General features: G+C 58.5%; 22 protein-coding genes and 2 pseudogenes. 4 read left to right on the top strand and 20 right to left on the bottom strand.

Translation table 11 applies throughout. From position 1 onward, the window contains the following. Nucleotides 1-3 precede the first annotated feature (3 nt). The 5 genes from gap to rapZ all read right to left on the bottom strand — a co-directional run bounded on the left by gap (nucleotide 4) and on the right by rapZ (nucleotide 6,065). Entirely contained in the window at nucleotides 4-1,023 is a 1,020-nt protein-coding gene (gene gap, locus CLOEV_RS07025) for a type I glyceraldehyde-3-phosphate dehydrogenase (protein WP_008711607.1), read from the bottom strand. Nucleotides 1,024-1,179: 156 nt separating this feature from the next. After that, the gene (locus CLOEV_RS07020) at nucleotides 1,180-3,159 is read right to left on the bottom strand and encodes an amylo-alpha-1,6-glucosidase (protein ID WP_034442752.1); all 1,980 of its coding nucleotides are present in this window, start codon (nucleotides 3,157-3,159) and stop codon (nucleotides 1,180-1,182) included. Next, nucleotides 3,134-4,045 (bottom strand): DNA-binding protein WhiA, encoded by a 912-nt coding sequence (gene whiA, locus CLOEV_RS07015; RefSeq protein ID WP_008711603.1) that lies wholly within the window; start codon nucleotides 4,043-4,045, stop codon nucleotides 3,134-3,136. Before whiA ends, CLOEV_RS07020 begins: the two co-directional genes overlap by 26 nt. An 11-nt stretch (nucleotides 4,046-4,056) precedes the next feature. Then, the gene (locus tag CLOEV_RS07010) at nucleotides 4,057-5,175 is read right to left on the bottom strand and encodes a gluconeogenesis factor YvcK family protein (RefSeq protein ID WP_034442748.1); all 1,119 of its coding nucleotides are present in this window, start codon (nucleotides 5,173-5,175) and stop codon (nucleotides 4,057-4,059) included. Next, on the bottom strand, nucleotides 5,172-6,065 hold the full coding sequence (gene rapZ, locus CLOEV_RS07005; RefSeq protein ID WP_147564221.1) for an RNase adapter RapZ: 894 nt from the start codon (nucleotides 6,063-6,065) through the stop codon (nucleotides 5,172-5,174). Before rapZ ends, CLOEV_RS07010 begins: the two co-directional genes overlap by 4 nt. A 396-nt stretch (nucleotides 6,066-6,461) precedes the next feature. On the opposite strand from rapZ, the gene CLOEV_RS07000 reads away from it, so the two are divergent. From CLOEV_RS07000 to CLOEV_RS06985, 4 genes are all read left to right on the top strand, one after another. After that, complete coding sequence (locus tag CLOEV_RS07000; RefSeq protein WP_034442743.1) at nucleotides 6,462-7,616, top strand: double-cubane-cluster-containing anaerobic reductase; 1,155 nt, start codon at nucleotides 6,462-6,464, stop codon at nucleotides 7,614-7,616. Between the two features lies 1 nt (nucleotide 7,617). Further along, a complete protein-coding gene (locus tag CLOEV_RS06995; RefSeq protein ID WP_034442739.1) occupies nucleotides 7,618-8,376 on the top strand; it encodes an acyl-CoA dehydratase activase in 759 nt (252 codons plus the stop codon). A 278-nt stretch (nucleotides 8,377-8,654) separates the two neighbouring features. Further along, a complete protein-coding gene (locus tag CLOEV_RS06990; protein WP_034445526.1) occupies nucleotides 8,655-9,707 on the top strand; it encodes an inorganic phosphate transporter in 1,053 nt (350 codons plus the stop codon). A gap of 82 nt (nucleotides 9,708-9,789) precedes the next feature. Continuing rightward, nucleotides 9,790-10,413 (top strand): DUF47 domain-containing protein, encoded by a 624-nt coding sequence (locus CLOEV_RS06985; protein ID WP_034442736.1) that lies wholly within the window; start codon nucleotides 9,790-9,792, stop codon nucleotides 10,411-10,413. A 145-nt stretch (nucleotides 10,414-10,558) separates the two neighbouring features. Here the strand turns inward: CLOEV_RS06985 and CLOEV_RS15925 are convergent, their stop codons facing one another. The 15 genes and pseudogenes from CLOEV_RS15925 to CLOEV_RS06915 all read right to left on the bottom strand — a co-directional run bounded on the left by CLOEV_RS15925 (nucleotide 10,559) and on the right by CLOEV_RS06915 (nucleotide 26,528). After that, nucleotides 10,559-11,383: a MogA/MoaB family molybdenum cofactor biosynthesis protein gene (locus CLOEV_RS15925; RefSeq protein WP_051484942.1), complete on the bottom strand. Its 825-nt coding sequence runs from the start codon at nucleotides 11,381-11,383 to the stop codon at nucleotides 10,559-10,561. Beyond that, nucleotides 11,380-11,874: a cyclic pyranopterin monophosphate synthase MoaC gene (moaC, locus tag CLOEV_RS06975; RefSeq protein ID WP_034442734.1), complete on the bottom strand. Its 495-nt coding sequence runs from the start codon at nucleotides 11,872-11,874 to the stop codon at nucleotides 11,380-11,382. Before moaC ends, CLOEV_RS15925 begins: the two co-directional genes overlap by 4 nt. A gap of 3 nt (nucleotides 11,875-11,877) precedes the next feature. Then, on the bottom strand, nucleotides 11,878-12,861 hold the full coding sequence (moaA, locus tag CLOEV_RS06970; RefSeq protein WP_008711586.1) for a GTP 3',8-cyclase MoaA: 984 nt from the start codon (nucleotides 12,859-12,861) through the stop codon (nucleotides 11,878-11,880). Beyond that, nucleotides 12,849-13,445, bottom strand: a pseudogene (locus tag CLOEV_RS17525) (substrate-binding domain-containing protein); the annotation flags it as partial. The pseudogene CLOEV_RS17525 and the gene moaA, both read right to left, overlap by 13 nt. Nucleotides 13,446-13,835: 390 nt before the next feature. Next, nucleotides 13,836-14,765 (bottom strand): annotated as a pseudogene (locus tag CLOEV_RS17520) (molybdopterin molybdotransferase MoeA); the annotation flags it as partial. Then, nucleotides 14,756-15,994, bottom strand: coding sequence for a molybdopterin molybdotransferase MoeA (locus CLOEV_RS06960; RefSeq protein WP_008711583.1), 1,239 nt, complete (start codon nucleotides 15,992-15,994; stop codon nucleotides 14,756-14,758). The gene CLOEV_RS06960 and the pseudogene CLOEV_RS17520, both read right to left, overlap by 10 nt. A gap of 21 nt (nucleotides 15,995-16,015) precedes the next feature. Continuing rightward, nucleotides 16,016-16,690, bottom strand: coding sequence for an SPOR domain-containing protein (locus tag CLOEV_RS06955; protein WP_034442728.1), 675 nt, complete (start codon nucleotides 16,688-16,690; stop codon nucleotides 16,016-16,018). A gap of 19 nt (nucleotides 16,691-16,709) precedes the next feature. Beyond that, complete coding sequence (locus CLOEV_RS06950; RefSeq protein WP_051484941.1) at nucleotides 16,710-18,131, bottom strand: B12-binding domain-containing radical SAM protein; 1,422 nt, start codon at nucleotides 18,129-18,131, stop codon at nucleotides 16,710-16,712. Between the two features lie 113 nt (nucleotides 18,132-18,244). Next, a complete protein-coding gene (gene ftsZ / locus CLOEV_RS06945; RefSeq protein WP_008711577.1) occupies nucleotides 18,245-19,576 on the bottom strand; it encodes a cell division protein FtsZ in 1,332 nt (443 codons plus the stop codon). 24 nt (nucleotides 19,577-19,600) lie between these two features. Next, entirely contained in the window at nucleotides 19,601-20,944 is a 1,344-nt protein-coding gene (gene ftsA, locus CLOEV_RS06940) for a cell division protein FtsA (protein ID WP_008711575.1), read from the bottom strand. A gap of 106 nt (nucleotides 20,945-21,050) precedes the next feature. Beyond that, nucleotides 21,051-21,866, bottom strand: coding sequence for a hypothetical protein (locus CLOEV_RS06935; protein ID WP_034442719.1), 816 nt, complete (start codon nucleotides 21,864-21,866; stop codon nucleotides 21,051-21,053). Between the two features lie 43 nt (nucleotides 21,867-21,909). After that, nucleotides 21,910-22,791, bottom strand: coding sequence for a UDP-N-acetylmuramate dehydrogenase (gene murB, locus CLOEV_RS06930; RefSeq protein ID WP_008711570.1), 882 nt, complete (start codon nucleotides 22,789-22,791; stop codon nucleotides 21,910-21,912). Continuing rightward, complete coding sequence (murC, locus tag CLOEV_RS06925) at nucleotides 22,792-24,213, bottom strand: UDP-N-acetylmuramate--L-alanine ligase (RefSeq protein ID WP_034442716.1); 1,422 nt, start codon at nucleotides 24,211-24,213, stop codon at nucleotides 22,792-22,794. It abuts the gene before it with no gap. A 34-nt stretch (nucleotides 24,214-24,247) separates the two neighbouring features. Beyond that, the gene (locus CLOEV_RS06920; RefSeq protein ID WP_008711565.1) at nucleotides 24,248-25,396 is read right to left on the bottom strand and encodes a UDP-N-acetylglucosamine--N-acetylmuramyl-(pentapeptide) pyrophosphoryl-undecaprenol N-acetylglucosamine transferase; all 1,149 of its coding nucleotides are present in this window, start codon (nucleotides 25,394-25,396) and stop codon (nucleotides 24,248-24,250) included. Beyond that, nucleotides 25,383-26,528 (bottom strand): FtsW/RodA/SpoVE family cell cycle protein, encoded by a 1,146-nt coding sequence (locus CLOEV_RS06915; RefSeq protein WP_034442713.1) that lies wholly within the window; start codon nucleotides 26,526-26,528, stop codon nucleotides 25,383-25,385. Before CLOEV_RS06915 ends, CLOEV_RS06920 begins: the two co-directional genes overlap by 14 nt.

Here is a 26,528-nt window from a genome sequence, read left to right as displayed (position 1 = left end):
GGCTTAAAGTCCCTTTTTAAAGATGTAGTTCGCGAGGTCGATGACTCTGTTGCTGTATCCGCACTCGTTGTCGTACCATGAAAGGAGCTTTATCATTCTGTCTCCCATAGCCATGGTGTGCATCGGCGCGAAAATCGACGAATGGGTGTCGCCGACGAAATCCATCGAGACAAGGTCTTCCGGCTCGTATTCAAGGATTCCCTTCAGCGAACCTGCGGCCGCCTCTTTCATCGCGGCGTTGACTTCATCCACCGTGGCCGGCTTCTCAAGGACGACCGTGAGGTCTACGACCGAGACGTCGGGGGTGGGGACGCGGAGCGCGAAACCGTTGAGTTTGCCCTTAAGTTCGGGCATTACCTCGGAGATCGCTTTCGCGGCGCCGGTGCTTGTCGGAATGATCGAGAGGGCCGCCGCCCTGCCGCGTGAATAGTTCTTATGCGGGAAGTCGAGCGTCTTCTGATCGTTCGTGTAGGCGTGTATCGTGTTCATAAGCCCCTCTTTGATGCCGAACTTGTCCTGAAGGACCTTGCAGACGGGGGCGAGGCAGTTTGTGGTGCAGGAGGCGTTGGAGATGATGTTGTCTTTTTTGGGATCGTATACTCCCTCGTTTACGCCCATGACTATCGTGGCGTCATGGTTCTTGGCGGGAGCGGAGATGATGACCTTTTTCGCGCCGGCTTCGATATGCGCCTTCGCCTGATTGGCGTCGGTATAGCGGCCGGTCGACTCGATGACGAGGTCGACGCCCATCTCTTTCCATGGCAGCTTCGCGGGATCGGGTTCCGCAAGGGCCTTGATCCTCTGTCCGTTTACGACGAGATAGTCTCCGTCGACTTCGACCGTTCCGGGGAAACGGCGGAAAACTGAATCATACTTAAGCAGATATGCAAGAGATGCTGGCGGCGTGAGGTCGTTTATTGCCACGATTTCAAATTCATTGTCTTTCCCGTTCGTGAAAAACGCGCGGAGGGAAAGACGTCCGATGCGTCCAAACCCGTTGATTGCAACCTTGTACTTAGCCATTGTAAGTGCCTCCTTAAAATTTTTGCCAATACTTTGTGAAAAGAGGGATAAACCTATTATTTATCCCTCTTTGATGATTGTGCTACCATATTGCGTTTATGTCAAACAGAAAAGTCTATTTTCTTTATATTAACACTCTTTCTTTATTCGACTGCCTTATTCCCCGGTCTCAAGATTCTCATGCAGCACGCGCAGAAGCTCTCCGAGCGATACGGCGCTAAGGACGTCGCCGTGCGGGCGGTACGGCATCATACCGTCAAAGAGTTCTGCCACCCCGCCGAGGCACCCGTGGCGCAGGTGTGAATTGAAGGGACGGATGAACACCCATCCGAGATCCTTGCGCGAGGGGTTGTATTTAAGGTAGGCGGTGATGAACTGTCCAAGCAGCCACGTCCAGGCCATGCCGCGGTAGCGGGCCTTGAGGCGCTGGTCCAGGCGTCCCTCCGAGCGGCCCTTGAACTTGTCATGGCGCGGGTCGAGGGTACGGAGGCCGTAGGTCGTGTACAGCTCGTTCCAGCAGAGGCGCACCACATTCTGCGCAGCCTCGGAAGAAAGCGGGCTGAAGGGCAGCGAGGCCGCCAATATCTGGTTCGGGCGGATCGTGCCGTCGCTCTTAAAGGTCTCTGGGTCGACGCTGTCGTAGAGCCCTTTAATATCGAAGCTCCAGAATGTGTCGTTGAAGGATTTGGCGCACTTCTCCGCCGCCGCCTCAAACTTCTTCGCCAAATCGGCGCAGCCGTATTCCAGCGCGTATTTTTCAGCGCATTTCAGCGCGTTGTACCAGAGCGCGTTGACCTCCACGAGGTATCCCTTGCGCGGAACGACGACTTCGCCGCCGGCCAGGGCGCTCATCCAGTACCTAGCGGGGTTCGCCGAAGTCATCTTCAGGAGCATGTTCGCGTCGCACACAACGTCAAGCTCGGCGGCTCCGGAAAGGTATTTTTCAACGATCTCCTTTATCGCGTGAGCAAGCTCGGCTCTGTCCTGAGCGTCGGCCTCTTTATGGTGCGCGAGGTATTTGTCCGCGGCGTATATGAACCAGAGTCCGTTGTCGATGCAGCCGTATTCGCAGGAGCCGTCGCCGACGAATTTTTCCGGCATGACCCAGCCGTTCTTCTCGGCTATTTCAAGCCAGTATTTGAGAGTCTTTAACGCCACCGCTTCTCTGCCGGTGGCAAGGAGCAGTCCGGGAAGAGAGATAAAGGTGTCGCGCGCCTTCGTATCGACGGAGGGGTATCCGGTGTAGATGGGCGCGATGCTCTCGGGGCGGTCATCGACGAGATGGTACGAGGACGCGATCATATCCTGCTCCGCGCTGTTGAGCGCCGGGATGTTCGCCTGTTCCAGGATATTTTCAAAACGCTCCGCTGTCTCTTTTTCCATCGCGGCGAGCTCTTTGAGGGTGAAGCTCTGCGGTTTTTCTGAAAGCACCACGTATACGACGTCTCCCTCGGACAGCTCGTTGGAGATGAATCCGGGCGACCAGAGATGATCGACACAGGCGGACTCGGGGCGGTCATCCTGTTCGTAGATGAGATTTTCAAACCAGAGCGGCTTCAGCGACCAGGTGCCGGCTGTGGCCGTGCAGCAACTTGCATATCCCCTGCCTTTGACGCTGATGCCGCGCGCGTCTTCGGAGGATACGCCGAATTCGGTTTTACCAGATTCGGGACATACCGAGTCGCTCAGCCTGTGGGCGAAGAGCGGGCGCAGATCAAGGCGGACCTTATCAGGAGCTGCCAAAAGCTCATATTTTATTACCGTGCATTCTTTTCCGTGCGGCATAAAAATCGATTTTTTGAGGAGGATACTATGGATTACAAAGAGCATGCTGGGGAACGGATTTCCCTGATATTCCTGCAGATACCTGTAGCCGTCTGGGTAAACCAAATCTTTATAACGGTTTGTGGAGAGCTGGTATTTCTTGTTGCGGTCAAATATGGTCTCTTCGATTTTGCTGACCAGGACCGAGTGCTGCCTTTCGCTTTCAGGCCTCACGACGAGAAGACCGTGCTCTCTCCTTGTGTTTGCCCCTATGACTGTGGAAAACCCGTAGCTTCCGCGCCCGTTGGAGACAAGGAACTCCCTCCCGGCGCCTTTGTCATAGGTGTTAACGTCTGCCTTTCCTAAGTACATTGGCATCATCCCCCTTTGATTGCTTTCTAAGCATGGTTTCTAATTTCCGCCATCTATATTCTACCGTACTTTTGCTAATTGGTCTCGGTAAAGTTTGCCCAAGTTCCTTTAAAGTTATGCTCGGATTTTTTTTCCGCGCCATTACCAGCTCAAAAAGCGGCGCGGGCAGCTCTTCGACTATCCCAAGTTCTTCCATCCGGCGAATGAGCTCCATCTGGCCGCGCGCGGCCTCGAGGCTCTTGTTGATGTTGGCGGCGTCGCAGTTCACCAGCTTGTTCGCGTGGCTTCTCATCGAACGGTAGATGGCCGTCTCTTCCAGATCGAGGGCCGTCTTGACAAGTCCGATGCGCGAAAGGAAGGTGACGATCTGCTGCTGATCTCTCAGCATCAATTCGCGGCATTCCATCTTCTTTCTTACGCCGACCGCAAAGCCGCAGGACTTGAGGATCGCCTGGACGCGCTCCGCGGACCCCTTCCCCGCGGGCGGACGGATGACGAGGTAATACCCCGCTTTCGGTATATAAAGGGCTCCGCAGCCGCCGAAGAGGCCGCGCACCCAATTCCAGTTCCTCGTGCGTTTCGCCATCGCGTTCGTGACGGAAAAGACCTCCGCGGCCGCGCGCCTGCCGATCGAGAATACGATCCGCCCCTTCTGCTGCGTGTGGATAAGGCGGATGCCCTCGCCGCCGGAGCCGCTCCATTCGCACTCGCCCCAGAGACGCATCAGCCGCCTAACGACGAAAAGGCGCGGCGAGGTGAAAAGGTACGCCTCGCCCTCCGCGCTGTAACTCATGCCGTCGATAATTCCGGCGATCTCGTCCTTTACCGGCTGAGCCGCGGGAAGCGCGCTCCATTCGTCCCAGATCGTGTGATTCAGACCTTCCATTGCATACGCCCTCAGCTCTTCCTGTTCTCGCGCACAAGTTCCATGATCGTCTCCGAGAGGTTCTGCGCGTTGTGCCGCAGATACTTCCCGTTCTTTATCTCACAGTAATCGCCGTAGACCACCGTCGTCCCGAGCGATTCCAGATAGTTTTCCTCTTTCGCGGAGAGATAGAGCGGCTCCGCGCCGATCTTGCTGTAGCGTGATAAAAACTCGGCCGGTATCGCGGACTGGTTCGCCAGCACGTAATCGGGGACGGTCCCCAAAATGCCGGTTATCCAGTCGACATGGGCGACGATGTTCATTCCCTCCGTCTCCCTCGGCTGCGTCATCAGGTTCGCGATATAGACGATCGGCACCTTCGATTCCCGGAGCAGCTTCGCCATGTCGCTTAGCAGAAGGTTTGGGAGCACGCTGGTGAACAGGCTTCCCGGGCCGAGCACGATGATCTCCGCCTCCGAAAAGGCCCTCTTCACACCCGTCAGCGCCTCGGCGTCCGCGGGCTCTATCCACAGCTTCGCCAGCCGGCTGCCGTTGTCAGATATCTCAAGCTCGCCCGATACCAGCCTGCCATCCGCCGTCTCCCCCTTGAGCGTAACGTTATCCGTCGTTACCGGCAGCACCTGCCCGCGTATGGCGAGAAGTTTGTTTAATTCTTCCACCGCGCGCTGGAAGTCGCCCATCATCTCCGTCGTCGCGAGGAGGATAAGGTTTCCCAGGCTGTGCCCTTTGAGCTCGCCGCGGTCGAAACGGAAATTGAGCAGACTGTTGAGAGAGCTGTCGTTCTCCGCAAGCGCGACGATACAGTTGCGGATGTCTCCCGGAGGCAGCATGCCCCATTCCTGACGCAGCCTGCCGGAGCTGCCGCCTTCGTCCGTGACGGCGACCACCGCGGTGATATTCCGCGTGAATCCCTTCAGGCCGCCGAGCAATGTGGACAGTCCCGTGCCGCCGCCGATGGCGACGACGCGCGGCCCCAGCGAGAGCCGGTATTCGAGGGCGTTCGACATTATGCGGTGGCGCTCGGCGGGCCTTTTCCATAGCCTGCGCCGTCTGGGCGCGGCGAAATATACCAGCGCTCCGCCGAGAAGGAAAGCGGTTATGAAGGTAAGTATCCAGAGGATGAAGCTCACCAGAGGTTTCCTTTATCTATGTCCCGGTGCTGCACCTTGACGCGCCGTCCCGCCGCCTTGAGGTAAGCGCCGAGCATCTCCGTAACGGCGACAGAGCGATGGCGGCCGCCCGTGCAGCCTATACAGATATGGAGCTGTTTTTTCCCCGTATCACAATAGACCGAAGCCACATAATCTAGCAGTGATTCCGCGCGGGACAAAAATTCCCCCAGCGCGGGAAAACCCTTCAGATAGTTTCTCACAGGCTCGTCCCTGCCAGAAAGGTGGTGAAGCTCGTCGACATAGTTGGGATTCGGCAGGAACCGAACATCAAGGATGTAGTCCGCGTCCTGCGGCGCCCCGTACTTAAAACCGAAAGAGCTGACGATCACCGCCGGCTCCTCGATCGACATCCCCGTCGCCTCCAGAAGCCGCGTTTTAAAATCGGGCAGTTTGAGTCCGCTTGTATCTATGATGATATCGGCATTTTTTATAATACTGCTCAAAAGTTCCCGCTCGTTCTGAATCCCCTGGAATATCGTCATCCCCTCGGCCAGCGGGTGACGGCGGCGCGTCGTTTCAAAACGGCGCACAAGGGTCTCGTCCGATGAATCAACGAAAAGTATATCCGTCCGCACACCCTTTTCCCTGAGTCTGGCGGCGACGTTTACAAGGTCGTTCAGCAGGTCCTGCCCGCGGACGTCCACCACCGCCGCCACCCCGCTGCGCACCGCCGACTGATGGCTCTCAAGCACCTCAAGGAGCTGCGGCAGAAGCGTGGGCGGCAGGTTGTCTATCGCGTAGAAACCCTGATCTTCAAAGACATTGAGGGCGGAAGACTTCCCCGCGCCCGACATGCCGGTGATTATGATACAGCGTTTGATTTCTCTCTTTCTTTCCAAGTAGATCATCTCTCTTTGCCGGAAGCGGTTTTTGGCATATCCACGTTTGAGACCAGTATATCAGGATACTGCGGATAACAAACAACGGGAATAATGCACATCTTCGTTTATGTGCATTATAACAAATCTTCCCCGCGAATGTTTATCAGAACGAATATTATATAGTAAAATACATCGCAGTTATTATTGGAGGTGAATCCATATGCCGTATGCAGCGATATTCTTTACTTGAGCCGGTGCTAATGCAGGGACTGCATTTTCTTTCATACCTGGATCACGGCATATAAACGGCTGATAAAGCCGGGGACCCTTCCAACCGCCTCCCCCTATACTATATGCCGCCGACTAGTCTCTGTTCCGCCGCGGCCTGAAATAACCACCGACCAAACCAAAGGGGAGAACCATATGTATAACGACATAGACAAAATATTTGAAGAGATGCGTGAGGCCGTCCACAACGGCCCCGTCGCGATAAAAGAACTGAAAGAGGCGGGACGTCCGGTGATCGGCACCTATTGCACCTTCACGCCGTGGGAGCTGATAAACGCCGCCGGCGGCATCTCCGTCTCACTTTGCAGCACCAGCGACAAGCCGATCGCGGCGGCGGAAAAACATCTGCCGCGCAACCTCTGCCCGCTGATAAAATCAAGCTACGGCTTTGCCCTGACCGACACCTGCCCGTACTTTCACTTCTGCGACATGGTCGTCGGGGAGACCACCTGCGACGGCAAAAAGAAGATGTACGAGCTGCTCGGAAAGCTGCGCCCGACCCATGTGATGCAGCTGCCCCAGCGCGCCGGCCACCCCAAAAGCCTGGAGTTGTGGAAACACGAGATAACGGCGCTCAAAGAAGAGCTGGAAAAGCTCTGCGGGACCAGGATAACGGACGAAAAGCTGGCGGCCTCCATATCGCTCAGAAACGCGATGCACGCCGCGGCGATGCGCTTCTATGACCTCTCAAAGCTGCCGGACGCCGTCATAACGGGTAAAGAGATCATGCTCGTGTCGGACTACCTCAAGTTCACCTTCGACTACGAAAAGAGCATTGCGAAGGTAAACGAGCTTGTCGATAAAATACTGGAAAACTACATCAACGGACAGCGCCGCCAGGACATCGCCGCCCACCGCATCCTCATCACCGGCTGCCCGATGGGCAAATCGCTCGAAAAGATCGTCGACGTCCTTGAATCCCCCGACTGCGCCTCGATCGTCGTCGGCTTTGAAAACTGCGGCAACCTCAAATGCTCGCACTTCAGGGTCAGCGAGGAGATCGCCCCGCTCGACGCGCTGGCCGAAAAGTACCTCTCGATCCCCTGCTCCGTAATGTCCCCCAACACGGGCCGTTTGGAGCTGCTGCGCCACTACGCGGAAAAATACCGCGCGGACGGCGTCGTCGACGTCATCCTCCAGGCCTGCCACACATACAACGTAGAATCTTATTCCATACGGCAGTTCCTGGCTGACGACGGTGTTCCATACATCGCCGTGGAGACAGATTACTCGCAGGGCGACCTTGGGCAGCTCGCCACAAGATTCGGCGCCTTTACGGAGATGCTCTAAAATGGCCAGCATCGGGATAGACATCGGCTCTACGGCGACCAAAGGCGTCCTCTGGAACGGCGGCGGCTTTGAATTCTACCTCACGCCCACCGGCTGGACGCCGGGCGAAAGCGCGGCAAAGGCGCTGGCTCACGTGAAGCGGCGCGGGCATATCTTAAAAGACGAGGACCTCCACGTAACGGCCACAGGCTACGGACGGAACGTCTTCGAGGCCGACAAGCGGGTCACAGAGATAACCTGCCACGCCGCCGGCGCGCACTACCTGACGCCGCAGGCCTCCACCGTACTTGACATAGGAGGACAGGATTCCAAGGTGATAACGCTCGGGCCGGACGGAAAGGTGACCGACTTCCTTATGAACGACAAATGCGCCGCCGGTACGGGACGTTTCCTGCAGAACATGGCGGTGCACCTCGGCTGCTCGCTCTCCGACTTCTGCGCGGTTTCGGAAGATACCGCCTTTCAGCCGATAAACAACATGTGCACGGTCTTCGCGGAGTCGGAAGTAGTCAGCCTGCTCGCGCGAGGCGTGGCGAAAGAATCCATCTGCCTCGGCCTGCTGGACGCCGTCGCCCAGCGCGCGGCGAACCTGATATCAAGGATATCCGACTATGGGGACATCTGCTTCACCGGCGGCTGCGCGCAGAACAGTCTGCTCGGCAGGCTGATAGAGAAAAAGACTAAACGGAGGGTGATAATCCCCGAACGCGCGCAGTACGCGGGCGCCCTCGGCGCGGCGCTGATCGGAGCGGGGATGTAGGATACGGCGGCCGGGGCAGATTTTTACGCGTCTGTCCCGACCGCCGCTATTGACTGGGCTTTAAATTGGTGCTATCGTAAACAACCGCTGGGATAAACGGTGGAGTCTGTCATAGAGCACGAATGTGTCTCTATTTATCCGCGGCGCGATGATCGTTGGAAGGGTATCTTATACCCTGTCTTTGATGATTGTGGGGCGGGACTTCTGTCGAAAGAGGTCCCGCTCTTTTGTTTGGCAATGACAATGAAAATGTATAAGGAAGCGGGCGTGTTTTGTTTATGGACGTATCTCTTTTCTACTTTTTTCGTGAGATGGCCGCCAGTCCCATTCTCACGATCACCGTTCTGCTGACGCTGGGCGTCATCTTCGTCAACGGCTGGACCGACGCCCCCAACGCGATCGCCACCTGCGTCACGACCCGCTGCATGAACGTCCGCTCCGCGATATTGACCAGCGCCGTATTCAATTTTCTCGGAGTGCTGGTGATGACGCAGATCAACAGCTCTGTGGCGGCCACTATCAGCAACATGGTCGATTTCGGAGGCAATACAAGCGCGGCGCTGATCGCGTTATGCGCGGCGCTTTTTTCCATCGTCGTATACAGTGTCGGGGCCGCCCGCTTCGGGATACCGACCAGCGAAAGCCACAGCCTGATCGCCGGCCTCTCGGGGGCGGCGATCGCCATTCAGGACGGCATCGGCGGCATCAATATGAGCGAGTGGGTCAAGGTCCTCTACGGCCTTGGCTTGAGCCTGTTTCTCGGTTTCGTGAGCGGCTGGCTCGTCTGCAAACTGCTGACCGTCGTCTGCGCCGATATGGACAGAAGAAAGACGAACGTCTTCTTTAAATACGCGCAGATCTTCGGCGCGGCGGCGATGAGCTTCATGCACGGCGCTCAGGACGGGCAGAAATTCATCGGCGTGCTCTTTCTCGGAATGGCCTTCTGCGACGGTCAAACGAGCGTATCCGGGCTGGCGATCCCAGTATGGCTGATGGTCCTCTGCAGCACGACGATGGCCCTGGGGACGAGCGTCGGCGGGGAGAATATCATCAGAGCGGTCGGCATGGATATGGTGCGGCTCGAAAAATACCAGGGCTTTTCCGCGGACCTCGCGGCGGCGGGCTGCCTTTTGCTCTCGAGCCTCTTCGGCATCCCCGTCTCCACGACGCATACCAAGACCAGCGCGATCATGGGCGTCGGGTCGGTCAAGCGCCTTTCAGCCATCAACTTCGGCGTGGTTTCGGACATGATGCTCACTTGGATATTCACCTTCCCCGGCTGCGGACTCATCAGCTTCGCCATGGCAAAACTGTTCATGGCCGTTCTCTGATCAGACGCAGGCGCTGCCGGATAAAATGATTTAACAAGCGGTTATATGAACACAGTATCATAAATAAGGAGACAAGCACGAGATGGCCCGGAAAAATGACGCCTTTTACTTCGAGAACTTTATCACCTGCACCGATTTCGCCTGTCAGGCCGCGCACCTTCTGCAAAAAGCGCTGGTCGATTTCAACCCCGACCTCATGGAAGAGAAGCTGGCGGATATCCACAAGGTCGAACACGCCGCCGACGAAAAAAAGCACGAGCTCCTCAACGTGCTGGCAAAGGCCTTCATAACCCCGATCGAGCGCGAGGACATCATCCAGTTGAGCCAGAACATCGACGAGATGACCGACAAGATAGAGGACGTCATGCTTCGCATCTACTGCAACAATATCCGTGAGATCAGGCCTGACGCGCTGACGCTGGTGGGGCTGACGATCAACTGCTGCGAAGAGACCAAGAAGATGATCACGGAATTCGCGAATTTCAAACATTCAAAAAGCCTTCACGACCATATAGTGCATATCAACACGATGGAAGAGGAGGCCGACCGGCTCTTTATCTCCAGCATGCACACGCTGCACGTGACCTGCGGCGACCCGATCGCGGTCATCACCTGGAGAGAGATCTACATCTACCTGGAAAAATGTGTGGACGCCTGCGAACACGTGGCCGACGCCGTGGAAGGAGTCGTCATGAAAAACTCATGACCGGGCGCGGCGGCCACAAAGGAATGCTTCAGAGACGGGGATTTAAAAACATATAACATGACGGCGTCTTCGGCTCGCTTCTGCTCAACAGGCCGGAGCGGCGTGAAGAGGCCGTCATAAAGGCAGAGAAAAAACCGATGCCCCTTTATTTCCCGTGATGGTTGTTTCCGCATTCAGACGCGCTGCCGGTCAGCGTCTCCACGGCATGGCGCAGGCCGCCGGTGATCGCCTCGAAGCACTGTCCCGCCCCGCGTTTGCTGCCAGGGAAGGCGATGACGAGCGAACGGTCTTTCACCACAGCCACCGAGCGCGTGAGGAAGGAGCGCGGCGTGTATTTGAGCGTTTCGATGCGCATCATCTCGCCGAATCCGGGGACGGTCTTGTCCGCGACGGAGAGCAGCGCCTCGGGCGTGTTGTCGCGCGGCGAAAGGCCGGTCCCTCCCGTCGTGAGGATGAGGTTTATTCCCTTCCCCGCCCACTCGCGGACGGTCTCGCATATCTGTTCTTTGTCGTCTGGGACTATCTTCCTCTCTTCCGTGACGCAGCCCTGCGCGAAGGCGAACCGCTCAAGCTCGGGCCCCGCCGTATCGACGCGCTGGCCCTGGCTGCCCTTGTCGCTGACGGTGAGCACCGCCGTCCTGATCGGGCTCCATATTTCCGCGCGCTCGGAGACGCCGAGGAATCCCGCCGTGCAGACTTTGAACGAGGAGCTGTCGCTATGCCAGCGCAGCAGTGTTTCGTTGTTATCCCCCACGGCGAGAAAACCGCCGCCGTCTATCTCCGCCTCCGGCGGCAGGACTATCGTCATCGCGCCGGCGTGTTCTTCACCGTCAAGCGATTCGCCCGCTCGGGCGTATTTGACCGGGATCTCCACGTCGTTTATGCAGGTATTGCCCCCGCGGTTGGTGTGGATGTAGCAGAGGGTATGGTCGCCTATCAGCGACGGGGCCCATAATCTCAATATTCTCATTTCGCATAGCCTCCTTCGGCGGCATTCCACTCTCCGCTTTTGCCGCCGGTCTTTTTCAGCAGGCGGATGTCCTTGATTATCATGCCCTTGTCTATCCCCTTGCACATGTCATAGAAGGTGAGCGCCGCGACGGAGACTCCCGTGAGCGCCTCCATCTCCACGCCGGTCACCTCTGAGGCCGTGGCCTCGCAGGTTATTCTGAGGGCTTTTTTTTCATGGTCCAGGTCACATTTGACTTTGACGTTGTCAAGCCTGATGGTGTGGCAGAGCGGTATGAGGTCTGGCGTCCTCTTCGCCCCCATGATGCCGCCGAGCTCCGCGATCGAAAAGGGGTCTCCCTTTTTGACCGCCCCCTGCGAGACGGTCCTGTATATCCCCTCGGGCAGATAGAGCCATCCCTCGGCCCAGGCGGTGCGTTTCGTGACCGCCTTGCCGCTGACGTCCACCAGCGTCGGACGGCCGTCGGCGTCGAAGTGCGTATATTCTCCCATCGTTTATCCTCCAATTCCCGACATCTGAAGATTGCCGGTGTTTATGTCGCTCCAGCAGCGCGGCTTCTCATGGACGCTTCGCAGGATCGTCTCCCGCAGAGCCGCCGCGTCCCTTTTCTGGATCAGCTCTTTCAGGGCGGTCTCATCGGGGTTGAAGAGGCAGGTCCTTAAATTCCCCTCCGCGGAGACACGAAGCCGGTTGCAGTTTTTGCAGAAATGGTTTGAGACCGCCGTGATTATCCCGATCGTGTCCCCCGTCTTTTCATTGAAGTAGTATTGGGCCGGGCCGTCGTCGTTCCCGCCTCCCGCGGACTTTTTCCAGGCGTCGCCTCCCGGGAGCATCGCAAGGATCTCCTCCCCGCCGATAAAGGAATCTTTGTTCCATACGCTGTCCTGAAGCGGCATGAATTCGATGAGCCGCAGGAGGAGCCCCTCGCGCCGCGCAAAGGCAAGCATCTCCGCAATTTCATGGTCGTTGAAGTCCCTGATGAGGACGGCGTTGAGCTTGATGTTGCCGATGCCGGCGCTCTTGGCGGCGCGTATGCCCGCGAATACCTTGTCTATCGTGCCGATCCTCGTGATGCGCGCGAATTTTTCGGGGTCCAGCGTGTCGAGGCTGATGTTGAGCGAGTGTATCCCCGCCTCCGCGAGCTGCGCGGAGTATTCGTCCAGCAGCGAGGCGTTCGTCGTAAGCGCCGTCTTTATTCCCGGCAGTTCCCCGTGCAGCTCTTTGAGGAATGGCACAAGTCCTTTGCGCACAAGCGGCTCTCCGCCCGTAAAGCGGAATTTGCCGACACCCATGCCGGCGAATACGCGGCAGAGGAATTTTATATCCTCATAACGCAGGATGTCCGCGTGGCTCAGGCATTTGACACCCTCCGGCGGCATACAGTAGGCGCAGCGATAGTTGCACCTATCGGTCACCGATATACGGACGTAGTTCAGCTTTCGCCCGTAGTCGTCTCTAAGCTCTCTCAATCCGGCCATCTGTATCCACCCATCTCGTCGACTTTTCCGCGCCACTCCGCGTCTTCAAGGCTGTCGCACAGGGCCCTGATTCCGGGATGTTCCATGTATTCCTCGGGGATGACGAGTTCGTACGGCTCCTCCGTGATCGGTATGAAGTCGAGGCCGAGGGCGTCCGCCGCGGACTTTATGCCGAGCGTGGCGCCTGCCAGCCCCGTATAGACGCGGTTGGCCGCCTCCATGTGAGTTGTGCAGATCTGGGAATAGCCTTTGATCTTATCAGGAGAGACGCCCTCCTCCCTGAGCAGATGGTCGAAGAGCACCCTCGTTCCCGCTCCCGGCTGTCTGTTGGAGAAGACGATGTCTTGCGCGCACAGGTCATGGAAATTTTTTATGCCCAGCGGGTTTCCCCGTTGGACGATGATGCCCTGCGTCCTGTAAAAGACGAGGATGCGCCTCCATTTCTGTCCTTTTGAGAAGCGTTCGATAAAGACGTCGTTGTAGCCGCCGGTGTTTTCGTCCAGCAGGTGCGCGGCGGCGAGGTGGCATTCTCCGCGCGAGAGCGCGGCCAGTCCGCCCATGCTGCCGACGGCGCGCGCGGCGAAGTCGGCGCCGCGGCGGCGTATCGGCGTTACGAGCAGTTGTATGGCGGGATCGTCCGACCCCTGGAAGAGTACCCTTTTCGCGAGGTCTACTTCACGCGTCATCCAGACCTCTACGGGCGTTTCCCGTTCGCATTCAAGCGCGGAGGCGGGAAGCAGCGCGATGCCGTCCGATTCCGCGAGGGCCCAGAGGACGCTCGCGCCGGAGGTCAGCGCCCACGAATATAGCCTGCCGCCGACGAGCGCCGTCTTCATGCGCAGCCACTCCTCGATGCCGGCGGGTGATGAATGCTGCACGAGCAGCCGCGTCTCTATGATCTTTTTCACGCCGATGGCTTCGCGCGCCAGCTCCAACAGAGGGCCGCGCTCTCCGGCAAACTGCCTGAGCAGAGGATAAACGAGCGACCAGAGGGCCACAGCCGTCGACATCGGGAAGCCGGGCAGGCAGATCACCGGCTTGCCCGATATCTTCGCGGCCATCGCCGGACGCCCCGGTTTCATGCGCACGCCGCGGAAGAGGACCTCGCCGAGCTCCTTGAATACCTCTATCGTGTGGTCGCGCCTTCCCTTCGCCGAACCCGCGCCGACAAGCACGAGATCGTATTCCGCCGCGCCTTTTTCAACATATTCTTTAAGTATCTGCGGCACGTCGGGAAGTATCGGCGCGACGTCTACTTCAAAGCCCCACCTCCGAAATGAGGCGGCGATGAAGAGCGAATTGCTCTCCGCCACCGTGCCGGAACGCTGGCTTTCCTGCGCGAGCCATTCCTCGCGTGAGATTATCTCGTCTCCCGTAGGGATGAAGAGGCTCTTCGCCCTTCTCTTTACCGGCACCTCGTCGATGCCGGCGCAGAGGAAGAGAGAGATCAGCGCCGGCGTGACAGGCTCTCCCTCCCGCGCGATTATCTGTCCCGCCATGACGTCTTCGCCAAGGGGGCGCACGTTCGCGGAGGGCGTGAGGGCTTTATAGACGATAAGTTCGCCCTCCTCTAGCGACGAATCCTCCACCATCAGCACCGCGTCGGCCCAGTCAGGCAGCGCCGCGCCGGTGTTCATCCACTGCCAGCCGCCCTCCGGCAGCCGCGCCGGGGTGGCTGCGGTGGCCCCCGCCGTCGCGGACGCGCGCAGCGCGTAGCCGTCCACAGCAGAGGCGGCGTAGTGCGGGACGTTGCGGGCGGCGGTGATGTCCTCCGTCAGCACATGTCCGAGCGCCGCCGATATTTCAAGCCTTGTGCCGAACCTTTCCGAATAGCCCTCAAAAGCCGAGGATAGTATCTCCCAAGCCTCGCCGAGCGTTATATGTTCAGGGAATTTTACTGCCATAGCCAGACCTCCGCATCTTCGCCCGCTCTGATAGTTTCACGGTCCTCCGGCACGCAGATGAGGCCGGAGGCTTTTGCCAATACTGAAATGTAGCCGGATTTGGCGGCGACCGGCGCGACGCTCCCGTCCGCGCCAAGAACGCAGGGGACGAATTCTTCCGGTCCCGTGCGGGCCGCAAGGTCGCGCGAAAGCGGCAGCCGCGTCCGCGTGCCGCACACGGCGTTCTCCGAGCCGATGCGGCGCAGCAGCAGCGGCAGCAGCACGGTAAAAGCGACGGTCAGGCAGGAGAGCGGGTGGCCCGGAAGGCTGACGACCAGTTTTTTCGCCGCCGCGTCCGCCGCGATCAGAGTCGGCTTTCCCGGGACGATGTTCAAACCGCGCACGAGCAGCCCCGGCTCCGGCAGCGAAGCCAGCATCTCCGAGCAATGGTCGCGCACGCCGACCGAGGAGCCGCCGCTGAGGATGAGCAGGTCGCAGCCCGCCAGCTCCTCATGAAAGCGCCGCTCAAATTCGGCTCCGTCGTCGTTGGCGATGCCGCGGTATTCAGCCTCAAAACCGTAACGGGAAAGCAGCGCCTTGAGATTCCAGCCGTTGACGTCACGAAGACAGCCCGGCGGCAGTTCCTTCATCTCCACAGGGACGATCTCGTCGCCGGTGGAAAGGATCGATATTTTCAGGCCGATCACGGGGAGGCGCGAGACGCCGGCGGTCGCCAGCATGCCGATGGTCTGAAAATCCACCATTCCGCCGGCCGCGAGCAACCTCTCCCCCTGCGGGATCTCCTCGCCTTTAAATATGATGTTCTCGCCGGCCTGCACGCCGCGCCGCACCTCTATCCATCCGCCTGCAAGCTCGGTATCCTCAAGCATCACGACGGCGTCCGCGCCCTCGGGCAGGATGCCGCCCGTCGGTATCAAAGCGGCCTCCGAGGAGGATATCCCGAAGTCGGGATCCTGCCCCATAAGCACCTCGCCCCTCTTCGTCAGAAAGAGCGGCGTCCCCGGCGTCGCGCCCGCGGCGTCGCCATGCCTGACGGCGTAGCCGTCGCGCAGGCTTCGGCAGAAGGGAGGATAGGGCATGTCGTTTATTATTTCGCAGGCGCTTCTTTTCCCGACCGCCTCTCCAAGCTGAAGCTCCCGGACGGGATATTCCCACGGAAAAAGAAGGCGCTTCGATATATCTTCCAGCGCGCTCCTCCTCGACGTCACCTCTTTTACAAAACCCGCCATATGATCAGCGACCTTCCATGTTTAACGTTTTACTTCCACCAGATAGACGGGGAACCCTGCCTTTTCAAGGCGTTTTGAGAGCTCCGCTGAAGATTTTTTATCTTTTTCACCTCTCACCCTCACCTTATAGAAGGGCTTGCCGTTGAGTACGGAATCCACGATATATGCGGAGCAGCCGGCCGCCTTCGCCTGTTTGACGGTGAGTTCGGCCCCCTCTTTCGCGGAGAAGCCGCCGATCTGGATGTCCCATCTCGCCTCATTCTCCTGTTTTATCGCCTTTGTCGCCGGTTTGATTTGGACCGGTTTCGGATCGTTCCTCTTAGTAGGGTCCTCTCTCTTGGGCTTTACCGGCTGCGCCGGCTTCTTTACCGCCGCCGCGGGAGGGGCCGTTTTCCTGGGCTGTTCCTTCTTTTTGGGAGTGATCGTTGCTTCGTCCTCCAGGCCGCCGTCGTCGATAAGGCCTTCGTCAGCGGGCGGCTGCCTGTCGCCCGGCAGGGTCAGGAATTCATCCTTGGAAACGCCGTGCGTGAACTGTTCCATCGCAAACTTGTCGGGGGCAAAGAAAAGCAGTTTTACGCTGAAATAGAGCAGCGCGAGCGCCATGATCAGCGTCAGGGGCAGTATCACCTGCCCGAATGCCGTGATCGGTTTTTTCTCTTTGTAGTCGCGCGCGCGCGTCTTGCGGGAAATCACCATTCAGCCTCCTCCTCCCATGCTACATAAAACGTCCGAGTTCCGTCCGAGTCCTTTCTCTGTCCGATTCGGGCAGTTTAGTTATGCCGGATTCAATATATTCCGCGAGTTTACGGCTTTCATTATAGCCGTACCACGCAAGATTGAACTCCGTCTCGGCCTCTTTTATTCCCGTAAGCCTCAGTTGGGGCGTCTTTTTTACAATAGTTCTCATATCTTTTTTTATTTTCTCATACTTTTGCCTGATTGTGTGCTTTCCGCAGAAAATTTCATCCTTCCAGGGAGTCCCCGGCTTGGGGATAAATGGATTGATCGAAAGCGTCAGGGACTGTCCCGTCTCCGCGATTATGCGGCGGCATAGGCCGGTCATCGCCGCGACGTCCTCGTCGCTCTCGCCCGGCAGCCCGATCATGAAGTACAGCTTGACGCGGTCTATTCCCAAATTTTTAGCCATCGCAAGCTTTTCCAGTATCAGGTCGTCGGTGAATTTTTTGCCGCAGCCAAAGCGCAGCGCCTCGCCGCCCGTCTCGGGGGCGACCGTTATGCTGTGTCTGCCGCTGCCCGCAAGCGCCGTGATCATCTGTTCGCTGAGACGGTCAAGGCGCAGGGAGGCAAATGACACCCCTATTTTTTTTTCTATCAGCCTGTCTACCAGCTGCGGAAGAAAGGGATAGTCCCCCGCCTCCGGCGTCACAAGCCCGGCCTGCGGCACGTCGAAACGAGCGGTGATCTTTTCGAGCGCCTCCTCGATCACCTCGAACTTCCGCCAGCGCATCTTGCCAAAACACTGCGGCAGGGTGCAATAGCTGCAGGAGCGCGCGCAGCCGCGCTGCAGCTCCAGCAGCAGCGTCCGGCCGAAAGCCCCCCTTTCGGTCATCCAGGCGCTGTGCACGGGATAGGGGCCGTTGAGGTCGAGCAACCGGCCGATCTTTAGGTCTCGGACCAATTTGCCCTCTTTGATGTCGACAGGCGGCACCAGGATGCATGGGTTTTCCGAAAGCCGGCGCCAGAGTTCGTTCCGTCCGCAGCCGCCCTCGTAGGCCCGCAGCGATTCAATGACATGATCCATGACCTCCATGCCGTCGCCGAGGATTATAAAGTCGCACACGCCGGAGACGGTGAGAGGGTTGATATAGGAGAGCGCGCCGCCCATCCCGATCACAGGGAAAGAGCCCGCGATCCTGTCTTCCGCCAGCAGCGGGATGTTGGCTCCCGAGAGCCAGCGGTAAAAGGCGGGGATGTCGCCCTCATAGGCGACGCTCGCGGTAATGACGGAAAAACGTTCGAGCATCGTGTCCGCGTCGACCGAACGGTAGGGCACCGGAGCGGCGAAGAAGCGCTCCGCCGCCACACCCGACTCGCGCAGCCGCTGAAACACATAATGAAAGCCGAGGTTGGCGGAGCCGATCGCGTAATCCGCGGGATAAAAGAGAGCCCAAGGCAAATCTCCTCCCTTGGGCAGCTCCGTGATCCACTCTTCGTCTCTTCTGTAGTCTTCCCAGCTCTGCCACGCCGTTATCTTCGCGGGCCGACGAGGAGGGGTGCGGCTCTCTTTTTTCAGGATTGCCGCCTCTTTCTGAGATAGGCCGGAATGTCGTACTGGTCCACGGGAGCCCCGCTCTGCTTGAAGAGGTCCTCGTCCGTGACTGTTACATTCGGGGCAGTTTTTATCACCTGTTCATGACGTTTAGGTTTCTGTTCTGCCGGCTGTTCTGTCTGAACAGGCTCGGGCTGATGCACCGGCGCGCTCTTGGCCGCCGTATAGCTGTTGAGGTTTTTTACGGCGGCGATATCCAGCCCTTTGGTCGTCACGCCGGTAGAATTCGTTCTGACGCTCTGCGCCGCGGCGCGTACCGGCGCCGGTTCGGGCGCGGAGAAGGCGGCGGTCTTAGGAACGCCGGATTCCTGTTTATCGTTATCGTCAAAACCGGTGGCGATGACCGTGATCTGGATGGAGTCCTCCATCTCGGGGTCGAATACGTGGCCCCATATTATGAAGGCGTCCTCGTCGGCGGCCTCGGTGATAATGCTTATCGCCTCGTTGATCTCGTGGATGCCGACGCTTGCGCCGCCGGTGATATTAAACAGTATCCCCTTCGCGCCGCTCATCTTGCTGTCCATCAGCGGGCTGTTGATGGCGTTGAAGGCCGCCGTCGCCGCGCGCTTTTCTCCGTAGCCCTCGCCGATCCCCATTATCGCGGTGCCGGCGTTCGACATGATGGTTTTAACGTCGGCGAAGTCTACATTGACGAGGCCGGGGCGCTTGATAAGGTCCGTCACGCCCTGTACCGCCTGATGCAGCACGCCGTCTGCCATTCTGAAGGCATCGTTTACGGAGGTCTTTTTGTCGGTGACGCCGAGCAGCCTGTCGTTCGGAATGATGATCAGCGCGTCGACCTTGTCGCGCAGCTGCACGATGCCGGAATTCGCCTGCCTTATCCTCCTGCGCCCCTCAAAGGTGAAGGGCAGCGTAACGACCGCCACCACGAGCGCTCCCGCCTCTTTGGCGATCCCGGCGATGACCGGAGCCGCCCCTGTGCCTGTGCCGCCGCCCATCCCGGCGGCGACGAATACCATATCCGCACCCTCGACCACGGCGCGCAGCTCCTCGCGCGACTCCATCGCCGACTTGTTGCCGATCTCTGGATCGGAACCGGCTCCGAGGCCCTTCGTCAGCTCTTTGCCGAGTATTATGCGGCAGCTGGCCTCCGAAAGCTCGAGGTGGGCGATGTCCGTGTTCGCCGCGATGAACTCAACGCCGCTGACGCCGCCGCGGATTATGTGGTTCAGCGCGTTGTTGCCCGCGCCGCCCACTCCTACTACCTTTATGACCTCCCTAGCCGGGAAGTTCGATTTGTCAAGCTGGAAAATTTCTGACATGGCACCCATAACTTTTTATTCCTCCATACGCTCTCAAAAAAGATCTCCGAAGAGTTTCTTCACGGCGTCCACGGGATTGAAACCTGGAGCGTCCTTATCTTTCTGCCCGATCGGTATGCCCTCCGACAGCGGCGCGTAGGTCGGCGTCCCCTTGAGCTGCTCCGTCTTGCCGACCGTCGGGTTGTCAAGGTAGCGGAAAGGATCGCGTTCGCGCTCAAGGATATATTTTATGATGCCGGCCGCCGAGGAATATTCCTGGGTATTGCGCCCGGGAGGCATACGGTTCGCGTCCACCGGCATCGCCACGCGCGCCGGAAGGTCCATCTTCTCGATGATGAAATCGTCTATCCCCTCGGTCTTGGAGACTCCGCCGGTGAGAAGCAGGCCGCCGGGAAGCATGGTTATCTTCGCCGCCTTTATCTCCGGTTTGACGAGGTCGTCCGTCAGCTCTTCAAAGCGGCAGCGGACGATATCGTAAAGGTCCTCCTTCGAGATGCTGTACTCACGGGTGAGGTGGGTAAAATTGAGGGTCTCCTCGGCGTCGAAATCCGCCTTCAGCGAGACGGAGCGCTTGAGCTCTTCCGCCTTGTTGAGCGGCAGCCGCAGCACGCTGCCGAGGTCGTTCGTGATATGGTCTCCGCCTACCGGCAGCAGCGCCAGGTGCTTCGGCCTGCCGTCGGCGAATACCGCAACTCCGGTGGTGCCGCCGCCAATATCGACGACGACCGCGCCGGCGAGGGCGTCCTCTGGCGAGAGCACGCCGAGGGCCGATACGAGCGGCTTTATAACCAGGCTGTTCACTTTGAGCCCGGCCTTATTCACGCAGTTATATACGTTCTGAATGGTCGCGGTCGGAACGATTATCGATTGTACCTCAATATCAAGACGCATGGCATTCATACCGAGGGGGTCGTCGATGCCGATATTGCCGTCCAGCGAATATTCGACAGGTATCGTATGAAGGATACTCTGGTTCGTAGGCACAACGACATCGGCCTGGGCGGCGTCGATGACGCGTTCTATATCGAGGCGCATAACGGGGCGCGGCGTGCGTCCCAGGGAGACCATTCCCTTTGAACGGATGCTCGTGACCTCGCCGCCGCCAAAGGCGACCGTCACTTCGCTGAGGTCCTGCCCGACCATATTCTGGGCGTCGCTTACCGCCTGGCGTACAGATCTTACCGCCTGGTCGAGGTTTACGATAAGACCTTTGCGTATCCCGTTGGACGGGGCCTGCCCCACCCCGATCACCTGAGCCTCGTCGCCCTCGGCCTCGCGCTCGGCCACCACCACCGTCACCTTGCTTGTCCCCAAGTCAAGGCCGACTAGCAGATCAGGCTCGCGGCTCTGCGGGTAATTTGATGCCTTTTTAAACAAAACAATTGCCCCCTCTTCTTAGGGATTTACTCTCCCTATATTTTACATTATAATTCTTTCTCTACAAATATATACGATAAAGAGATTATTTCAGACAAATACGTATTTATGGTTTCCCGCTTTTTGCTTTTCCCTTCGCCTCCCCCGCCGCCTTATTCGCATCGTCGTTTTTCTCATGTTTGAGATTGCGGATCAGGATCTTTCCTTTGTAAGTGCCGTCTATAAACACGTCGGGCGGCAGGTTGGAGATGCCGCCATAGAGTTTTTTGACCGCCAGTCCGGTCTCCGCCCATTTATCGGCCTCGTTCGGCAGCAGAAGCTGCGCGCCGTTTTCATTTCCCGCCGTGTAAAATATCACCCTTACCACCGGGGTGCCCTCTTTTACCTCAGCCTGGAGAAACTTCACATATTTGATCCAGCCGAGCTCCTCCGCCATCCTGTACCAACTCTTTATCAGCGGGATGGGAAAGCTCGACTCGTATATATTGCCCTCGACCTTGGAGATGTCTATCGGCGTGGCCCTGTCCGCGCCCCAGGTCAGCACGGGCATGTTTTCCGCCGTGTGCTCCGCAAGTATCTTATTCTCAGGCAGCGAGGAAAGCCATAGTTTGCCGCTCCCCGAAAGGTACCAGAATTTGCTTCCCCAATACACCTTATAAATCGGGACCAGCGGCGTCACGGTAAGGCCGAAGCGGCCCCAGCCGCGCAGATCCAAGTCGACGGCCACCGGATAAAAAGCCTCGATGAGCCTCTCGTAATCGCCCTTCGCAAGCCATAAAGCGGGCCAGAAACGTTCCTGATCCGGCGTGAGAGTGCCCCATACCGCGTACTGCGGCAGGACGTGGGCCGGTTCGAGCCGGATGTCGCCGATGCGCATAAAGGCAAAACGGCTCTCGGCCGCGATCAGAAATCCGATAAACAACGCGCACAGGACCAGCAATATTTTTCTTAATCTTTTTCGACGCCTAAAACGCCCCAAAGAATTTAATTTCATAGGCCAGTTTTATTCCAAACTCCTCATAGACTCTTTTTTGACACATACGGGTCAAATTATATATATCTTCCGCGCGCGCGCATCCGTGATTTTCAATAAAATTTGCGTGACGCTGAGATACCCGCGCTCCTCCTACGGAGAGTTCTTTACAGCCGCATTGCTCCAGCAGACGCCCGGCTGCTTCGCCCGGCGGGTTCTTAAAGACGCAGCCAGCAGTCTTGGCGCCGATGGGCTGTCCTTTCTTCAGTTCGGCAAAATGTCTTATATTTTTTATAATGTTATCTTTCTGCTCATAAAATAGACGGAACAACGCCTTCGTTATGAGAAGAGGCGGCTCTCTCCAAGGCGATTCCCTGTATTGCCAGGACAAATCCCCTCTCTGCCAGCGGCGCAGCTCCCCGGCGTGCGACACCGTCTCTATCCACTCGACAAGAGGGGCGAAGCTCTCGCCCGCCGCCCCCGCGTTACCGTATAGAGCGCCGCCGATCGTGCCCGGTATGCCGGTAAGGAAGGCGAGCCCGCCCAGCCCTCTTTCCAAAGCCAGGGCAAGCATCTTTCGCACCTGGACTCCGGCGCCGGCTTCGACAGACACGGCCCCGCCGTCTTCGCGGATATCCAGCGAATCCAGCGCCGCGGACGAGATCACCCCGGCGTTCAGCAGGCCGTCCTGCACAAGGATGTTAGACCCTCCGCCCAGCGTGTATAGCCGGGTAGACGAGCCGCGGGCCTCTTCTATCAACGAAACCGCTTCGGAGGCCGAGGCGGGCGCGGCGAGCCAAAGGCAGCGGCCTCCGCACTGCCAGGTGTTGAGCTCTTTTAAAGAGCAGTTGGTGATCAGCGCCCCTTTTTCCATCTACGCCTGCATCTCTGTCAATTTTTCAACGATCTTCTTGCCAAGAGTCCCCACCGAGCCGGCGCCGACGGTCAGAATGACGTCTCCCGAGCGGGCGGCTTTGCACACCGAGGTGATGAGGTCGTCAAAGTTGCCCGAGAGCTCATAGTGCGAGCGCATGTCGTCGGAGGCGGCGTCAAAGATCAGTTTGGAGGAGACGCCCTCCATCGGCATTTCATCGGAACCGTATATGGGCAGTATGAATGCCCTGTCCGCAAGAGACAACGCATCCGCAAACTCTTTATAAAGGGCGGCGGTGCGGCTGAAACGGTGCGGCTGGAAGATGGCGACGATGCGCCGCTCGGGGAATATATTGCGCACGGTGTTCAGCGTCGCCGATATTTCGTTGGGATGGTGGCCGTAATCGTCGTAGATGAGGATGTCCCCCACTTCGCCCGTCTTTTGCAGCCTGCGTTTCGCGCCGCTGAATATTTTCAGCCCCTTTACGATGTCGTCATGCGCGATGCCCATCTCGTGGCAGGCGGCATACGCCGCGAGCGAGTTCAGCACGTTGTGCTCCCCGGAGACTGAGAGTTCCACCGCTCCGAGCTCTTCACCGTCGTGGAAGAGGGTGTAGGAGACCCCGCCCCCGACGAAATGCTTTACCTCCGCCGCGCCCCAGTTCCAGCCGCGCCCCCAGCCGTAGGTGACGACGGAGGGAGAGACATTGTACTCTTCACAGAGTTTGCGCACGCCGCCGTCCTCCATGCAGATGATTACCCTGCCTTCGCTCTTGGCATGCGTGAGAAATTCGGCAAAGGCGTCGGTTACGGCTTTGAACGTCATGTAATGATCACGGTGGTCCCAGTCAACGTTTGTGACAATGGCGATCTCGGGATGAAAATAGACGAACGAACGGTCGCTCTCGTCGAGTTCTGCCACCATATAGTCGCTTGTGCCGAGCTTCGCGTTGGTGCCGATCTGGAGCAGTTCGCCGCCGATCGCCACGGTCGGGTCAAGCCCGGCCTTTTCCGCAACGAGCGATATCATCGAGGAGGTGGTGGTCTTGCCATGTGTACCGGCCACCCCGACTCCGCGGCGGACGTTGAATATCTGGCTCAGCACCTCGGCGCGGCGCGAAACCTGTATTCCCTGCTGCCACGCCTTGAGGATCTCCGGGTGGTCGTTCGGCAGCGCGCTTGAGTAGACGAGGATGTTCGGCATGAACTCATCGATGTGCTTCGCTTCATGTCCTATAATAATAGGAATGTTACGTTCTTCAAGATGTTTCATATAGGCGGTCTTTATCGTGTCGCATCCCGAGACCTTAGCGCCTATCTGATCCAAAAGGATGGCCAGGCCGCTCATGCCGGCCCCTCCTATCCCCATGAGGTGGATGCTTTTATTTTTTAGGTTGATGTCCCTGTTGTCCAACGTGATCATACGCTCCCTTCAAAAGGTAGAAAATAATGGGCCGTCAACGGCTCCATACTGCGCTCCACAGGTTCTCGCAGATTATGTTCCCCTGTCCGTAGAGGCCGCGGCCTCTGCCTTTTCCGCCCATCGTCCTCAGACGCAGCAGGGACGAGACGAGGATATCCGTTCCCTCGTCGCCGGTCCATATAAGGCCGGCGTTTTCGCTGACAAATGAGAGCGCGTTGTGGTACTGGTGGTTATCGGTCGCTCCCTTCCACGGTATGATGAGCGCCGGAATCCCAAGCACTCCCGCCTCCGTCAGGGTCGAGCCGCCGCCGCGCAGCACCAGCATATCCGCCGCCGCGTAAAGCAGCGAGGCGTCCCATATCTTAGGAAGCAGCCAGACGTTGCCGCCGCAGCGCTCCGTCTTTTCGGCGACCGCCGGAATGATGAAGTTCCACCCGCGAAACTCAGCCGTTGCCGCGATCTCACAGATTTTTTCCTTTATGGACTGGCTGCCCAGCGAACCCGAAAAGACCACGACCTTCGGTCCCGCCGGCATGTCCTCAGCCAGCGCCGCCCCCTGTACGCGCTCCGCGCGGGCATCTAAAATTTCCTTAGGGGGCAAGCATACGGATGCGCCTGCCGCAAGCGGCAGTTTACGCCAGGCCTCTTTTTGAGGGAGCGGCACAAAATCCCTCACGGGCACTCCCGTCCGCAGATGTTTATGCGGGAGGAGCGGCAGACATTCCTTCCAGCCGCTGTAGATGTCAAGCCCCAGCTTCGCGGCGAGCCGCGTCACCTTGCCGGCGCGCGCGTTCTGTTCGTGCATCGCGCAGTATATCCCGCCTCTCTTGCAGGCCATTATCACGGGAAAGGAGAGGTATCCGCCAAAAAGCAGCGCCGCGTCGGGGCGAAAACGCGCGATGGCGTCGGAGGCCGCGCGGTACGCGGAGAAGAGCGAGGCGATACGCCTGCCGCTCCGCACGATACCGCCGGAAAGCGGAGAGCCCTCCATCGGCAGCACCGTCGGCTCGACGCCGGCGGCGCGGTATATTTCCAGTTCGAGAGGCCGTGAACCGCATATATATCCGACCTCGCACTCTGGGTGGTGCTCTTTTATCCATGCGCCGAAGGAGAGCGCCGGCCAGATGTGGCCGCCGGTGCCTCCCGCCGCCAGCAGAAGCCTGCGCTCCTTATATTCCGTCATTTTCATCATCCTCCAGCCAACTGTCCTTTTCCAGGCGCAGCATGAGGCCGACGCGCGACCACATGGTGACGAGCGAGGTGCCTCCGTAGCTGATGAAAGGCAGCGGCATTCCCGTCAGCGGTATCATCTTCGTGACTCCCGCGACATTTATCACGAGGGGCAGGAGCACCGTCAGCGAAATCCCCCAGATCAGCGACGATTTAAACGGGTCGCCGGTGCGGAAGTAGCTCGCGCGGGTCTGCATGAGCCAAAACGCAAACAGCCCGAGTATGCAGAGGGTGCCGACAAGGCCGAGCTCCTCGCCCACCGCCGCGTAGATAAAGTCGGTATAGGCGGCGGGCAGATAGTTGAGTTTCTGAAAGCCGTGACCAAGCCCGGAGCCCCACAGTCCGCCGTTGGCGAAGGCGATCAGCCCCTGTATGGCCTGAAAGCCCTTGTTCAGCGGGTCCTGCCAGGGGTCAAGGAAGGCCGTGACGCGCCTCATCCGGTATGGCTCGATCAGTATAAGCAGCGGGAATATCACGCCGCCGAGAACGCCGCCCGCGATCACCGGATAACGCCAGCCGATCTTTTCGACATACATGCCCATCGAGACGGTGAATATCAAGATCGTCGTGCCAAGGTCGGGCTGCGCGAGTAGAGGCAGCACCGCGAGTACGACGAGGATGATCGTGTGTACAAAACTCTTGAGCGGATCACGCTCCGCGTCGCGTGAGAGCAGCTTCGCGAGGTGCAGCGCGACGGCGAGGCAGAGAAGCTCTCCCGGCTGCAGCGAGACGCCGAGCCCCGGCAGCCGTATCCACCTCCGCGCGCCGCCGATGGCCTCCCCAACTCCCGGCACGAGCGGCAGCCACGCCAGCAGCCACATAAAGATAAGCAGAGGGCCGGAAAAGCGGTACCATATCCGCACCGGCACCGAATAGACGAAGAACATCCCCAGCATCGCGATCCCCAGCCACTGAAGCTGCTTTATCCCCATCTGGAAGGGGGTGCCGGTATAGAGGAACGAGGTCGGGCTCGTGGTGGAGGTGATCATCAGGATGCCGATCCCGCTGAGTATCAGCGGGATCACCCATATAAATGGATTTGCCTTGTATCTGTTGTCCGGCAAGCCATCGAGCCTCGGTTCCAT

This window comes from Cloacibacillus evryensis DSM 19522, assembly GCF_000585335.1.
GTDB classification, from domain to species: domain Bacteria; phylum Synergistota; class Synergistia; order Synergistales; family Synergistaceae; genus Cloacibacillus; species Cloacibacillus evryensis.
The sequence above is the reverse complement of the archived record's forward strand: the minus strand, read 5'-3'. Positions and strand labels throughout refer to the sequence as shown.

Excerpts from the sequence above, each read along its gene's own strand:
- gap (WP_008711607.1), bottom strand. The coding sequence starts at position 1,023 with ATGGCTAAGTACAAGGTTGCAATCAACGGGTTTGGACGCATCGGACGT.
- CLOEV_RS07020 (WP_034442752.1), bottom strand. The coding sequence starts at position 3,159 with ATGTACTTAGGAAAGGCAGACGTTAACACCTATGACAAAGGCGCCGGG.
- whiA (WP_008711603.1), bottom strand. The coding sequence starts at position 4,045 with ATGGAAGGTCTGAATCACACGATCTGGGACGAATGGAGCGCGCTTCCC.
- rapZ (WP_147564221.1), bottom strand. The coding sequence starts at position 6,065 with ATGATCTACTTGGAAAGAAAGAGAGAAATCAAACGCTGTATCATAATC.
- CLOEV_RS07000 (WP_034442743.1), top strand. The coding sequence starts at position 6,462 with ATGTATAACGACATAGACAAAATATTTGAAGAGATGCGTGAGGCCGTC.
- CLOEV_RS06995 (WP_034442739.1), top strand. The coding sequence starts at position 7,618 with ATGGCCAGCATCGGGATAGACATCGGCTCTACGGCGACCAAAGGCGTC.
- CLOEV_RS06990 (WP_034445526.1), top strand. The coding sequence starts at position 8,655 with ATGGACGTATCTCTTTTCTACTTTTTTCGTGAGATGGCCGCCAGTCCC.
- CLOEV_RS06985 (WP_034442736.1), top strand. The coding sequence starts at position 9,790 with ATGGCCCGGAAAAATGACGCCTTTTACTTCGAGAACTTTATCACCTGC.
- CLOEV_RS15925 (WP_051484942.1), bottom strand. The coding sequence starts at position 11,383 with ATGAGAATATTGAGATTATGGGCCCCGTCGCTGATAGGCGACCATACC.
- moaC (WP_034442734.1), bottom strand. The coding sequence starts at position 11,874 with ATGGGAGAATATACGCACTTCGACGCCGACGGCCGTCCGACGCTGGTG.
- moaA (WP_008711586.1), bottom strand. The coding sequence starts at position 12,861 with ATGGCCGGATTGAGAGAGCTTAGAGACGACTACGGGCGAAAGCTGAAC.
- CLOEV_RS06960 (WP_008711583.1), bottom strand. The coding sequence starts at position 15,994 with ATGGCGGGTTTTGTAAAAGAGGTGACGTCGAGGAGGAGCGCGCTGGAA.
- CLOEV_RS06955 (WP_034442728.1), bottom strand. The coding sequence starts at position 16,690 with ATGGTGATTTCCCGCAAGACGCGCGCGCGCGACTACAAAGAGAAAAAA.
- ftsZ (WP_008711577.1), bottom strand. The coding sequence starts at position 19,576 with ATGGGTGCCATGTCAGAAATTTTCCAGCTTGACAAATCGAACTTCCCG.
- murB (WP_008711570.1), bottom strand. The coding sequence starts at position 22,791 with ATGGAAAAAGGGGCGCTGATCACCAACTGCTCTTTAAAAGAGCTCAAC.
- murC (WP_034442716.1), bottom strand. The coding sequence starts at position 24,213 with ATGATCACGTTGGACAACAGGGACATCAACCTAAAAAATAAAAGCATC.
- CLOEV_RS06920 (WP_008711565.1), bottom strand. The coding sequence starts at position 25,396 with ATGACGGAATATAAGGAGCGCAGGCTTCTGCTGGCGGCGGGAGGCACC.
- CLOEV_RS06915 (WP_034442713.1), bottom strand. The coding sequence starts at position 26,528 with ATGGAACCGAGGCTCGATGGCTTGCCGGACAACAGATACAAGGCAAAT.